At 72.5% G+C, this 12,255-nt stretch carries 11 protein-coding genes; 6 read left to right on the forward strand and 5 right to left on the reverse strand.

Annotated elements, in window-relative coordinates:
* Positions 1–27: 27 nt before the first annotated feature.
* Complete coding sequence (locus tag FK268_RS04040) at positions 28–645, reverse strand: LGFP repeat-containing protein (protein ID WP_231706899.1); 618 nt, start codon at positions 643–645, stop codon at positions 28–30.
* A gap of 133 nt (positions 646–778) precedes the next feature.
* Between FK268_RS04040 and FK268_RS04045 the strand changes: the two genes are divergently transcribed.
* From FK268_RS04045 to FK268_RS04060, 4 genes are read left to right on the forward strand one after another with little or no spacing between them, the layout of a single operon-like run.
* Positions 779–5,248, forward strand: a complete 4,470-nt coding sequence (locus FK268_RS04045) for an ATP-dependent helicase (RefSeq protein ID WP_146431317.1) — start codon at positions 779–781, stop codon at positions 5,246–5,248.
* 22 nt (positions 5,249–5,270) lie between these two features.
* On the forward strand, positions 5,271–5,948 hold the full coding sequence (locus FK268_RS04050; RefSeq protein WP_146431319.1) for a BUD32 family EKC/KEOPS complex subunit: 678 nt from the start codon (positions 5,271–5,273) through the stop codon (positions 5,946–5,948).
* Positions 5,945–6,334 (forward strand): hotdog fold thioesterase, encoded by a 390-nt coding sequence (locus tag FK268_RS04055; RefSeq protein ID WP_146431321.1) that lies wholly within the window; start codon positions 5,945–5,947, stop codon positions 6,332–6,334. The genes FK268_RS04050 and FK268_RS04055 overlap by 4 nt, the downstream gene beginning before the upstream one ends.
* A gap of 53 nt (positions 6,335–6,387) precedes the next feature.
* The gene (locus tag FK268_RS04060; RefSeq protein ID WP_146431322.1) at positions 6,388–6,597 is read left to right on the forward strand and encodes a dodecin; all 210 of its coding nucleotides are present in this window, start codon (positions 6,388–6,390) and stop codon (positions 6,595–6,597) included.
* 19 nt (positions 6,598–6,616) lie between these two features.
* On the opposite strand, the gene FK268_RS04065 is transcribed toward FK268_RS04060, so the two are convergent.
* Positions 6,617–7,060, reverse strand: a complete 444-nt coding sequence (locus FK268_RS04065) for an SRPBCC domain-containing protein (RefSeq protein WP_146431324.1) — start codon at positions 7,058–7,060, stop codon at positions 6,617–6,619.
* 128 nt (positions 7,061–7,188) lie between these two features.
* On the opposite strand from FK268_RS04065, the gene FK268_RS04070 reads away from it, so the two are divergent.
* A complete protein-coding gene (locus FK268_RS04070; RefSeq protein ID WP_231706900.1) occupies positions 7,189–8,805 on the forward strand; it encodes an MDR family MFS transporter in 1,617 nt (538 codons plus the stop codon).
* Between the two features lie 51 nt (positions 8,806–8,856).
* The gene (locus tag FK268_RS04075; RefSeq protein ID WP_146431326.1) at positions 8,857–9,426 is read left to right on the forward strand and encodes an META domain-containing protein; all 570 of its coding nucleotides are present in this window, start codon (positions 8,857–8,859) and stop codon (positions 9,424–9,426) included.
* Here FK268_RS04075 and FK268_RS04080 read toward each other — a convergent pair.
* From FK268_RS04080 to FK268_RS04090, 3 genes are read right to left on the reverse strand one after another with little or no spacing between them, the layout of a single operon-like run.
* Positions 9,423–10,067 carry a response regulator gene (locus FK268_RS04080; RefSeq protein ID WP_146431328.1) on the reverse strand — a complete coding sequence of 215 codons (645 nt, stop codon included), beginning with the start codon at positions 10,065–10,067 and terminating at the stop codon, positions 9,423–9,425. The two genes, FK268_RS04075 and FK268_RS04080, sit on opposite strands and share 4 nt — an antisense overlap.
* Positions 10,068–11,204 carry a sensor histidine kinase gene (locus FK268_RS04085; RefSeq protein WP_146431330.1) on the reverse strand — a complete coding sequence of 379 codons (1,137 nt, stop codon included), beginning with the start codon at positions 11,202–11,204 and terminating at the stop codon, positions 10,068–10,070.
* Complete coding sequence (locus tag FK268_RS04090) at positions 11,201–12,190, reverse strand: DUF418 domain-containing protein (protein ID WP_158636031.1); 990 nt, start codon at positions 12,188–12,190, stop codon at positions 11,201–11,203. The genes FK268_RS04085 and FK268_RS04090 overlap by 4 nt, the downstream gene beginning before the upstream one ends.
* Positions 12,191–12,255: the final 65 nt, after the last annotated feature.

Genomic DNA, 12,255 nt, shown 5'->3' on the forward strand with positions numbered 1-12,255 from the left:
CACGGCTTCGCGATACGCCATCGCCCATCAGGGCCAGGTGATCACACCGCGCTGGAAGGTCTGCGAGAAGGAGCTGCCCGTGCGGATCTCCGGCCCGGTCGGATAGCCGTACTTGCCCGATTCGCGCTTGTCCGCACTCCACTTGACCAGGATCTCGCCCCACACCGGCCAGGCGCCGGTGGCGGGCGACCAGTAGATCACGCCGCCCTGGAAGGCGTTCATCGCGCCGGTCACGGCGTTGAAGGTGCCGCGGGACTGCAACTCGTCGGTGATCGGGTAGCCGAGCGGGCCGTTCTCCCAGCGATTCTCGCCCCACTTGGCCCGGATGGCGCCACCGATCTGGTGCGCATTGCCGCCGTCGGCGCCGGGATGCCAGTAGAACGAGGCCTGATTCTGGAAGGTCTGGAACTTGCCACCCCGCCCGGCGTTGCTCTCAGGGATCAGCGGCACACCCCAGGTGGGCGCACCGCCGGTGGCGAAATAGGAGACCTCGATCTGGCCCTTGACAAGGAAGCGACCCACCTGCTGGTCGGCCTTGGCGACCGCGGTCATGGCGCCACTGATCCCCACCGCGACGGCCGCCGCGGCGACGGCACCCCGGAACCAGGCGCGACGGTGATTGTTCGACGAGACGTGCGTGGTCATACCTGCTCCTTAGGATGTGCGCTCCCGATCATCATGAATCACAGTAGTCACACAGGCAACAACAGTCACTGGTGTGTCGCCATGGGAGTTCGGGCCACCCGCACATGTCGGTGCTCTACGCCATGATGAAGCCATGCCGGACGCCCTCCGGGCGTTCACGCCCGCCACCGCCGAATGGTTCACCGCGTCCTTCGCCGCGCCCACCGCGGCGCAGGCCGGCGCCTGGCGTTCCATCGCGCAGGGGAACAACACCCTCGTCGTCGCCCCCACCGGCTCCGGCAAGACGCTCTCCGCGTTCCTCTGGGCTCTCGACCGGCTCGCGGACCGTCCCGCACCGTCGGAGTCCGACGGTGCGCGCGGCACCTCCGTCCTCTACGTCTCGCCGCTCAAGGCGCTGGCGGTCGACGTGGAACGCAACCTGCGCGCGCCGCTCGCCGGAATCGCCCGGGTACGCGAGCGGCGCGGCGAGCCGGCGCCCGCGGTCACCGTCGGCGTGCGTTCCGGTGACACCCCCGCGCAGCAGCGGCGGCAGCTCGTCCGCACGCCGCCGGACATCCTCATCACCACGCCCGAGTCGCTGTTCCTCATGCTCACCTCCCGGGCCCGCGAGACCCTGGCGCACGTGCACACGGTGATCGTGGACGAGGTGCACGCCGTGGCCGGCACCAAGCGCGGTACGCACCTCGCGCTCTCGCTGGAGCGGCTCGACGAACTGCTCGACGCGCCGGCGCAGCGGATCGGCCTGTCGGCCACCGTCGAACCGGCGCAGGAGGTCGCGGCGTTCCTGGGCGGGCCCCGCCCTGCGGCTGTCGTGCGCCCGCCCTCGCAGAAGGAGTTCGAGCTCACCGTCACCGTGCCCGTGCCGGACATGACGGAGCTGGACGTGATGTCCGACGATCCCGACGAGCCCGTGCAGCAGGGGTCGCTGTGGCCGCACGTCGAATCGTCCATCGTCGGACTCATCGAGCAGCACCGCTCCACCATCGTCTTCGCGAACTCCCGCAGGCTGGCCGAGCGGCTCACGGCCCGGATCAACGAGCTCGCCGCGGGTGTGCACGCCGGACCGCCGAACCCCGCGGTCGCGGGCGGTGCGCCGGCCCAACTGTTGGCCAGCGGGCAGACGCACGGCGCGGAGGCGGTCCTGGCGCGGGCCCACCACGGCTCGGTGAGCAAGGAGCAGCGCGCGATCATCGAGGACGACCTGAAGTCGGGCCGGTTGCGCTGCGTGGTCGCCACGTCCAGCCTGGAGCTCGGGATCGACATGGGCGCGGTGGATCTGGTGATCCAGGTGGAGGCGCCGCCGTCGGTGGCGGCCGGCCTGCAGCGCGTCGGCCGCGCCGGGCACCAGGTGGGCGAACCCAGCCGCGGCGTCTTCTTCCCGAAGCACCGCACGGACCTGCTGCACAGCACCGTCACCGTGCAGCGCATGCGCGAGGGCGCGATCGAGAAGCTCGTGGTGCCCCGCAATCCGCTGGACGTGCTGGCCCAGCAGACCGTCGCCGCCGCGGCCATGGACCAGCTCGACGTGCACGACTGGCTCGCTCTGGTGCGCCGCGCGCACCCCTATGCGGCGCTGCCGGATTCGGCGTACGAGGCGGTGCTCGACCTGATCTCCGGCCGCTACCCCGCGGAGGACTTCGGCGAGCTGCGCCCACGAGTGGTCTGGGACCGGGACGCGGGCACGCTCACCGGCCGGCCCGGTGCGGGCCGCCTCGCCGTCACCTCCGGCGGTGCCATTCCCGACCGCGGCCTGTTCGGCGTCTTCATGGTGGGCGAGAAGGCCTCCCGCGTGGGCGAACTGGACGAGGAGATGGTCTACGAGTCGCGCGTGGGTGATGTCTTCGCCCTCGGCGCGACCAGCTGGAAGATCGAGGAGATCACGCACGACCGGGTCCTGGTCTCCCCCGCCTTCGGGCAGCCCGGCCGCCTGCCCTTCTGGATCGGCGACACCGTGGGCCGCCCGGCGGAGCTGGGCCGCGCGATCGGGCGATTCACCCGCGAGTTCACCGCGCTCGACGGCCCGGCGCAGCGCGCACGCGCGCAGGCGGTGGGCCTCGGCGAGTGGGCCACCGACAACCTCGTCGCCCTCCTCGACGAGCAGCAGCGGGCCACCGGTGTACTCCCCACCGACCGCACGCTGGTCGTCGAGCGGTTCCGCGACGAGCTCGGCGACTGGCGCGTCGCCCTGCACTCGCCGCTCGGCATGAAGGTGCACGCGCCCTGGGCACTCGCGATCGGCGCGCGCCTGAACGCCACCCTCGGCCTGTCCGGCGCCGTCACCGCCACGGACGACGGGATCCTCGTCCGCCTGCCCGATACCGACGACTCGCCGCCCGGAGCGGAGCTCTTCCGGTTCGAGCCCGACGAGATCGATGCGCTGGTCACCGAGGCCGTCGGGTCCAGCGCGCTGTTCGCCTCCCGGTTCCGCGAGTGCGCTGCACGCGCCCTGCTCCTGCCCCGTCGCGACCCGGGCAAGCGCGCCCCGCTCTGGCAGCAGCGCCAGCGCGCCAGCCAACTGCTCGAGGTGGCACGCGGCTACCCGCAGTTCCCCATCGTTCTCGAGGCCGTCCGCGAGTGCCTGCAGGACGTCTACGACGTGCCCGAGCTGATCGCCGTGCACCGCGCGCTCGACTCCCGCGCCGTCCGGCTGGCCGAGGTGGAGACTCCTGCGCCGTCGCCGTTCGCGGCGTCACTCCTGTTCAGCTACGTCGGCGCGTTCATGTACGAGGGCGACGCGCCGCTCGCGGAGCGGCGCGCGGCGGTCCTCAGTCTGGACCCGGCGGTGCTCTCGCAGCTGCTCGGCCGCGTCGAGCTCACCGAGCTGCTCGACGCCGAGATCCTCGCCGAGATCGCGGCGCAGCTGCAGCGCACCGCGCCCGGCTACCGCGCGCGCACCGTCGAACAGGTGTCGGACCTCATCCGCGAGCTGGGCCCGCTCACCCGCACCGAGATCGACGAGCGCTCCGAGGGCGCGCCGGCCGCCGTCGACGAGCTGCTCGCCTCGGGCCGCGTCTTCGAGTACGGCGACGGGTGGATCGCCGCCGTGGAGGACGCGGCGCGGCTGCGCGACGGTCTGGGGGTCCCACTGCAGCCCGGCATCGCATCGGCCTTCACCGCGGCCGTGCCGGATCCGGTGGGCGACCTGGTCGCGCGGTACGCCCGCCGGCACGGCCCGTTCACCGCCGCCGAGGTCGCCGCGCGCTACGGCCTGGGTGTCGCGGTGGTGCAGCGTCCGCTCACGGAGCTGGTCGCGGCCCGCCGCGTGATCGAGGGCCGGTTCGTCCCGGACGGCGACGACACGGGCGTCGACGGAGTGCCCCAGTTCTGCGAGGCCGAGGTGCTGCGCCGGATCCGTCAGCGCAGCCTCGCCCGGCTCCGGCAGGACGTGGAGCCGGTGTCGGAGCGCGCCTACGCCGAGTTCCTCGCCGGATGGCATCACCTGAAGTCGCCGCTGCGCGGCATCGACGGCGTCGCGGCGGTCATCGACCAGCTGGCGGGCGTCCCGATCCCCGCCTCCGCCTGGGAGTCCCTGGTCCTGCCGCGCCGCGTCTCCGACTACTCGCCCGCGATGCTCGACGAGCTCACCGGCACCGGCGAGGTGGTGTGGACCGGGCACGGAGCGATCGGCGCGCAGGACGGCTGGATCGCCTTCCACCCGGCCGATCTCGCGCCGCTGACGCTGCCGCCGCCCGGAACGCTCGACACCTCCGAGGCGCACGAGGCGATTGAGGACGCCGTCCGCGGCGGCGGCGCCTACTTCTACCGCCAGCTCACCGGCGCCACGCCGGATGCGCTGTGGGACCTGGTGTGGGCGGGACGGCTCACGGGCGACACCTTCGCACCGGTCCGGGCCAGGCTCTCCGGCGGCCGCCGCGCGACCGCACACCGCACGCCCCGGCGTGCGCCCCGCGCCCGCTACCGCGTGGCGGTGGACCAGGCACCGCCGATGGTCGCCGGGCGCTGGTCCCTGCCGCCGGCGCCGGCGGAGGCGAGTGCCACGGAGCAGTCCGCCGCGCTCGGCGAGCAGCTCCTGGAGCGGTACGGCGTGGTGACCCGCGGCGCGGTGATGGCGGAGCACGTCGAGGGCGGATTCGCCCGGGTATACCGCACCCTCGCCGCGTTCGAGGAGTCCGGGAAGGCGCGGCGCGGCTATTTCATCGAGCGGCTCGGCGCTGCCCAGTTCGCGCGGAGCGGCACCGTCGACGCACTGCGCGACGCGGCGTCCGCACTCGAGAGGGCGGAGCAGCGCGGCGAGACCTCCGCGCTGGTGCTGGCCGCCACCGACCCCGCCAACCCGTACGGCGCGGCGCTCCCCTGGCCGGACCGCGGCGACGACGGTGCGCGCCCCGGACGCAAGGCGGGCGCCGTGGTCGTCCTCGTCGACGGTGCGCTCGCCGTCTTCGTCGAGCGGGGCGGGCGTACGCTGCTCACCTTCACCGACGCGCCGGACGCCGCACTCACCGCCCTCGCGGACGCCGCCCCGGGGCTCGGGGGCCTCACCATCGAGAAGGTCGACGGTGCCCCCGCCCTCACCTCCCCGCTGGCCGGGGCGCTGACCGCCGCGGGCTTCGCCCGCACCCCGAAAGGCCTTCGCGTCCGCTGACGACGCCGGGCACACTGAGCGCATGGATGCGCTCCCCGTCGACCTGCCGCCCCACGCCGACCACCGCGCCGCCGAGGCGGCGTTCGCCGCAGCGGGGTGGACGCGCTGCGGCGCCGGGGACTGGGCGATCGCCCTGGCATCGCCCGACGGTGCGCTCGTCGCGCGGATCAGCCCGTTCGACCCGGTCGGGCCCTACAGCGCCGCGCTGTACCGGGAGGCGGCCGGCACCGGGCGGGTCCCGGCGCTGCACGCGCACCGCCGGCTCGTGGGCGGCGGCGACCTGCAGGTGATGGAACGTCTCCACGAGGCTCCGCAGGCGCTGGCGGAGGCCTTCCACCGGTCGATCGCGGCCGGCGAGGAGGCCGTCGCCGAGCTGGCGGCGATCGTCGCCCGGATCCACGCGGACGCACTCCGCGAGTTGCCGTGGTGCGGGCCGCTGGACACGAACCCGTCGAACGTCATGCGCCGCGCCGACGGCACCCCAGTGCTCATCGATCCCTACTACGCCGACGGCCCGGACCTGTACGCGACGGCGGGCAACGATCCCGACCTGTTCGTGACGCGGATTCCGGAGGCCCAGCGGCGCTTCATGACCGAGATCCCACTCGCCTCCTCCGGACCCTGGCCGGAGGCCGAGCGCGCGGCGATGCGCAACGCCGTCGCGGCGGCCGACGCGCGATCGGAGAAGATGGACCGATGAGCACCCCGCAGCAGCCCATCGACCGCTACGCGAAGTTCCTCGGCATCGAGGTGACGGGGCACGGCGGAGGCCGCGCGGTCGCGACGGCGACGGTCACCGAGGATCACCTCAACCCGCACGAGACCGCCCACGGCGCTTTCGTCTTCGCAATGGCGGGTACGGCCGTCGCGGCCGCCGCGAACGACGACGAGCACACCGGCGTCGCCAGCGCCATCCACATCGATTACCTGCGCCCCACGCGTCTCGGCGACGCCCTCCGCGCCGAGGCGAGCATCGGCGAGCGGCTCCCGAAGGAGGACCTGTTCGTGATCCGGGTGACCGATGCCGCCGGCCAGGTGGTCGCCCGCGCGTCGGCCCGGTTCACCCGTCGGGTCCGCACGCAGTAGCGACATCGCCGTTCCGCCTCCCCGATCGGCGTGGAAGCGGAACATGAACAGGTATGACGAACAACGTGTACCGAGTGATCGAAGTCGTCGGGACCTCCACGGAGGGTTTCGACGCGGCCATCGCGAACGCGGTCGACCGCGCCGCGCAGACGATGCGGAACCTGGAGTGGTTCGAGGTGGTGTCCACGCGCGGGCACATCGAGAACGGCGCCGTGGCGCACACCCAGGTGACCCTCAAGATCGGCTTCCGGATGGACGGCTGACGACCGGTCCGGTCCGCGATCAGCGCGCGAGGAACTCCGCGCGCCGCACGAGTCCGTCGACGTTGCCGTCGAAACCGCGGCGCAGATTCGCGCCCAGGAGCGCACCGACGACGGGCGAGAGCGGACCGTCGAGCTGGAAATGCGAGGTGTAGCGCGACCGTCCGTCCCCGAGGTCGACGATGTCCTGCTCGCGGATGCTGCGCAGGAGGCCCGCCGGCGCGGGCTTCATGGCGTACGCGAAGCCGCGCCCCTCGTCCACGGAGACGATGTACTCCTTCTGGGTCATCACGTTCGGCGGGCGCAGCGCCACGCGCATGGTGATGGCGCCACCGGGGCGCAGGTCGCAGCTCGCCTCGACGGCGAAGGGGTTCCACTGCGAGTAGGCGGCGAAGTCGGTGAGCGCCTGCCAGACGAGGGCCGGCGGCGCCCCGATCTCGCGGCTGTGATCGATCGTGAAGGCCATGCCGTCACGTTAGAACATGTTCCACCTACTGCGAGCCGCATCACACAGTAATGACTTGGCGGAATATCTTCGCTGACGTTACAGTTGCACCCTGCACGTTATTGCTTAGATCTTTGAAAGAAGGTCCGATGTCCGAGACCACGGCGGAAACGCCACCGCAGTCCGCAGCCCCCATGACCCACCGGGAGATCCTCGAGGTCATGGCGGGCCTGCTCGCCGCCCTGTTCACCGCCCTGCTCAGCACCACCGTCGTGTCCACGGCGCTCCCGCGGATCATCTCCGACCTCGGCGCCTCCACGACCGCGTTCTCCTGGGTGATCACCACCGCCCTGCTGGCGAACGCCGCCTCCACCCCCATCTGGGGCAAGCTGGCCGACCTGTTCAACAAGAAGGTCCTGGTCCAGTCCGCGATCATCATCTTCGTGATCGGCTCCGTCCTCGCCGGCGCCACGCCGAACGTCGAGGTCCTGATGGTGGCCCGCGTGATCCAGGGCATCGGCATGGGCGGCCTCACCGCACTCGTCGTCGCCATCATCGGCAGCATCGTCCCGCCGCGCGAGCGCGGCCGGTACTCCGGCTACATGGGAGCCGTGATGGGCGTCTCGATGGCCGGCGGTCCGATCCTGGGCGGCGTCATCACCGACCACATCGGCTGGCGCTGGTGCTTCTACGTCAGCGTTCCGCTGGCCGTGGCCGCGCTCATCCTCATCCAGCGCACGCTGCACCTGTCGTCGACCCGCAAGGACGACGTCTCCATCGACTGGCTCGGCGCCCTGCTGCTGACCTCGGGAGTCTCCGTCCTGCTGATCTGGGTCTCCTTCGCCGGCAAGAACTACGGCTGGGTCTCCACCTCGTCGGCGGTGTACCTGATCACCGGCATCGCACTGCTGGTCGCGACGGTGTTCGTCGAGCTGCGCGCCAAGGATCCGATCATCCCGATCAGCATCATCACCGAGCGCACCACCGCGCTGGCGATCACCGCCTCGATCGCCGTCGGCGTCGGCATGTTCGGCGCCATGTCCTTCCTGGGCCTGTACTTCCAGAACTCGCGGGGCTACAGCCCGACGATGGCGGGCGTCCTCACCATTCCGATGGTTGTCGGCATGCTCTTCTCCTCCGTCGCCTCGGGTCAGCTGATCACGCGGTTCGGCAAGTGGAAGCAGTTCGTCGTGGGCGGCGCGATCGTCATGGTGATCGGCTTCGCCCTGCTCAGCACCATCGACCACCTCACGCCGATCTGGCAGGTCCAGGTGTACATCGCGATCATGGGCTTCGGTGTCGGCGCACTGATGCAGAACCTGGTGCTGGCCGTACAGAACACCGTCAGCGTGCAGAACATCGGCGCGGCGTCGAGCTCGGTCGCCTTCTTCCGCACCTTCGGCGGCGCGATCGGCGTCTCCGCGCTCGGCGCGGTCCTCACCACGCGCGTCACCGAGCTGGTGAAGGCGGGCGCGATCGAGCACCGCGTCCTCCCCGACCCGCACAACCCGCTGTTCGTGGAGATCACCAACGCCGCGTTCGGCGATGCGACCGGTCGCATCTTCCTGGTCTCGACGGCCTGCGCGATCGTCACCCTGATCGCCGTGGCGCTGCTGCCGAACAAGCCGCTGCGGACCACGCTGGACCTGGGGCCTAGCGCGGATGCGAGCGCGGATCAGGACGCCGTGGCCGCCGGCCCGGACGCCGTGCACCGGGCCCGAGCGGGCGCCGACAAAGAGCCGGTGGACGCCACTAAGGCCCCCTGAGGTTGTTGCTGAAGTTTCCTCTGTGACGAGGGAGGCGGCATAATTACGGTCATGAACCGTAAGACCGCCTCCCTCGTACTGCCTCTCCTCGCGGGTGCCGCCGTCCTCACGGCCGGTTGCGCCGCCTCCGCCGGCGCCGACCCCAGCGCCTCGGCGAAGCCCTCCGGCACCTCTGCGCCGACGGCCGCCCCGGCCCCGTCGAAGCCCTCCCTCAAGGACGCGCAGTGGCGTCTGAAGTCCGATCCCAGGGCGTGGTTCCGCGTCCAGGGCTCGAACATCTCGGGCAACGACTCCTGCAACACCCTCACCGGCACGGGAAGCTCGCTGACCAGCGCGGACCGGGTCGACTTCGGCGCGGGCCTCGCGTCGACGATGATGTACTGCCCGGACCCCAAGGGCACGCAGACCGCGATCAGCGAGGCGCTCAAGGGTGAGCGGATCTGGTCGCGCAACGGCACCGAGCTGGTGCTCACCGACCCCGACAACAACCGGTCGTGGACCTTCGTGCTGACCCCGGCGGCCGCCCCGTCGGCTTCGACGGCCCCGTCGGCCTCCGCGTCCGCATCGTCCAGCGCGCCCGCGCCCGCGTCCGCCCCGGCGAGCGCTGCCGCTGCGCGTTAGTCCATCTCCCCCGAGGCCCACACCGCGGCGGCGATCTCCACCCGGTTCCGCACGTCCAGGCGCCGGGTGATCGCCCCGAGGTGGGTCTTGACGGTGCCCAGGCTGATCACCAGCTCGTCGGCGATCTCCGCATTGGTCCGCCCGCGGGCCACGCACCGCGCCACCTCGCGCTCCCGGGCGGTCAGCCCGGCGAGCGCATCGGCGGCCTCCGGGGAGCCCCGCCCGGCGCCACGACTGCGGCGCAGCAGGTCGACGGTCAGCTCCGGGCTGATCAGCGCGTCCCCGGTCGCGGCCGAGCGCACCGCCGCGAGCAGCAACTCGGGGCCCGCGTCCTTGAGCAGGAACCCCGACGCGCCGGCGTCGAGCGCCGCGTCGACGTACTCCGGCTCACCGAAGGTCGTCACCATCACCGCCCTCGTGCCCGCCGCCGTCACGCGCCGGCACACCTCGATGCCGTCCAGGCGAGGCATCCGGATGTCCAGCAGCGCGACATCGGGCCGGGTCTCGGCGATCACGGTCACCGCCTCGACACCGTCGGCCGCCTGACCCACGATCTCGACGTCGGGCGCGGCTCCGAGAATCATCGCGAAGCCCATACGCACCATCTCCTGGTCGTCGGCCAGCACCACGCGGATCGTCATTCAGCCCTCCTGTACCGGTAGTCGCGCGGCGAGCCGCCAGCCGGCGCCCTCCGCACCCGCCGTGACGGTGCCACCCACCGTCTCCGCCCGTTCCGCGAGCCCGGCGAGCCCCGTCCCGCCGCCGGGTCCCGGACCGGGCGGCGCGCCTGCGGCGCGGCCGTCGTCGACGACGTCCACCCGGAGGTCACCGTCGGTCCGTCCGACGGTGACCCGCACCGTCGAGCCCGGCGCATGCCGGCGGGCGTTGGTGACACCCTCGGAGACGATCCGGTGCGCCACGAGCCGCACCAGGTCGGGGACCTCCTCGGCGTCCACCTCGGCCGCCACATCAATCCGCACGGACTCCGACGCGAGGGGTTCGAGCGCCGCGCGCAGGCCGGACGCCCCCGAGGCCGACGGTGCCCGCGGCGGTACCGTCGCGTCCGGATCGCGCAGCGTGTCGACCATCGCGCGGATGTCCGTCAGCGCGCGGGCGCCGCTGCGCTCGATCCGCGCGAGCACGCCGCTGCGGTCCTCGCCGGCCGCGATCCCCGCCTGCGCGAGGACCACGATGCCGGTCACCTCGTGCGCGATCACGTCGTGCAGCTCGCGCGCCATCGCCCTGCGCTCGGTCACCTTGGCCTCCGTTCTCGCGATCACGACGTTCCGCTCGGCGACGCGCTGCCGGTGACCGAAGAAGATCGAGACCGCGGTCGCGGCCGCAGCCAGCAGCGCGACCGCCCACAGCCCCGGATCGAGCCGCGCGAGGGGCGCGACCGAGAACACCGCGACGGCCGCGGCGGCGGCGACCAGGGCACCGTCGGCCGCGGTCTCCGCACGGCTCGCCGCGATCCCGGCCACCAGCACGAACAGCCAGCTCCCGCCCGCCGGCCAGTAGGGGGAATCGACCTGCTGACCGCCGACGACGACGGCCAGGGATGCCGCGGCGATGCCCGCCCAGGCGATGGCGACGGGACGCCTGCGCAGGAGGGCGAAGGCGACCACGAGCGCGGCCACGGTGACGATCGCCTCGACGGTGATCGCCCCGGCCATCCGAGGTCCACCCAGTCCCCGCGTGGATTCGATCGAACCCGCGACTCCGACACCCCAGGGCACCAGGGCCAGGGCCGCGAAGCCGATCGGACCAGAACGGTTCATGCCACGGAATCTAGCCGAGCGGGGACGCGATCCCCGGCCGCATCGGCCTGCCCGCGCCGCATCGGCGGACGCGTGCGCCAGGTCGCCGCGCGCACGACCCACTCCACCGGCCCGTACCGGAATCGGGCGAGCCACAGCCGCGAGAGGATCGACTGGGTCCCGATGAGGACCAGCGCGTACACCGTGGTCGGCAGGATCGTGGTCTCACCGCCGAGGCCGAGCGCGGGCACCAGGAGGACCGTGACCGCGGAGGCGGTGACGTAGTTGGTCAGCGACATCCGGCCGAGCGGCTCGAAGACGGCGGCGAGCAGGCGTCGCGCCGGACCCCAGTGCCAGAGCAGCGCGAGCGCACCGATGTACGCGATCGCCATCGCCAGGCCCGCACGGGTGCCGTCGACGGAGAACCGCGGGTCTCCCCCGCCCGCGTCGAGGTACGCCCCGAGCAGCGGTACCGCGCAGGCCCCGGCGATCACCAGCAGACCGGCCGCGGACGCCGCGGAACGCTCGAGCAGGGCGGGTGCCCCCAGCCCGGCGGCGCCCGCGCCGACGAGCATCAGGCCCGGCAGCGCCTCGACGGTGCCCGAGCCCAGGGTGAACGCGGCCGCGGCCAGCGCGATGCCCACGACCACGGTGATCCGCGGCGGCACCCAGATCACGAGCGGCAGCACGAGCAGGCTCGCGACCGCGTACTCGCGGAGGATGTCGCCGTCGTAGACGAGGGCGTGCACGAGGCCGATCGCGCCGAGGGCGAGCATGCGCAGGGCGAGCGCCGGCCACGCCGCCGTGCCGCGCCGCCGGGCACCGTCGGCGATCAGATACAGCGAGACGCCGAACAGCAGCGTGAAGATCGGCACGAACCGGCTCTGCACCAGGAGATCGAGCGGCGCGCGCCCGGCCACCGCCTTCGCCATGTCCAGCACGTTGACCAGCAGGATCCCGAGCAGCGCGACACCGCGCAGCACGTCCAGGAATCGGTATCGGTTCATACCGATCACCATTCCCGACGGTGCCCGCCCCGGAATCGGCCGAACGGACGCACCCGCCGGAACGC

It is taken from the genome of Tsukamurella sputi (genome assembly GCF_007858445.1).
In the GTDB taxonomy this organism is placed as follows: Bacteria; Actinomycetota; Actinomycetes; order Mycobacteriales; family Mycobacteriaceae; genus Tsukamurella; species Tsukamurella sputi.

Excerpts from the sequence above, each read along its gene's own strand:
- FK268_RS04055 (WP_146431321.1), top strand. The coding sequence starts at position 5,945 with ATGAGCACCCCGCAGCAGCCCATCGACCGCTACGCGAAGTTCCTCGGC.
- FK268_RS04080 (WP_146431328.1), bottom strand. The coding sequence starts at position 10,067 with ATGACGATCCGCGTGGTGCTGGCCGACGACCAGGAGATGGTGCGTATG.
- FK268_RS04085 (WP_146431330.1), bottom strand. The coding sequence starts at position 11,204 with ATGAACCGTTCTGGTCCGATCGGCTTCGCGGCCCTGGCCCTGGTGCCC.
- FK268_RS04050 (WP_146431319.1), top strand. The coding sequence starts at position 5,271 with ATGGATGCGCTCCCCGTCGACCTGCCGCCCCACGCCGACCACCGCGCC.
- FK268_RS04065 (WP_146431324.1), bottom strand. The coding sequence starts at position 7,060 with ATGGCCTTCACGATCGATCACAGCCGCGAGATCGGGGCGCCGCCGGCC.
- FK268_RS04060 (WP_146431322.1), top strand. The coding sequence starts at position 6,388 with ATGACGAACAACGTGTACCGAGTGATCGAAGTCGTCGGGACCTCCACG.
- FK268_RS04070 (WP_231706900.1), top strand. The coding sequence starts at position 7,189 with ATGTCCGAGACCACGGCGGAAACGCCACCGCAGTCCGCAGCCCCCATG.
- FK268_RS04075 (WP_146431326.1), top strand. The coding sequence starts at position 8,857 with ATGAACCGTAAGACCGCCTCCCTCGTACTGCCTCTCCTCGCGGGTGCC.
- FK268_RS04045 (WP_146431317.1), top strand. The coding sequence starts at position 779 with ATGCCGGACGCCCTCCGGGCGTTCACGCCCGCCACCGCCGAATGGTTC.
- FK268_RS04090 (WP_158636031.1), bottom strand. The coding sequence starts at position 12,190 with ATGAACCGATACCGATTCCTGGACGTGCTGCGCGGTGTCGCGCTGCTC.
- FK268_RS04040 (WP_231706899.1), bottom strand. The coding sequence starts at position 645 with ATGACCACGCACGTCTCGTCGAACAATCACCGTCGCGCCTGGTTCCGG.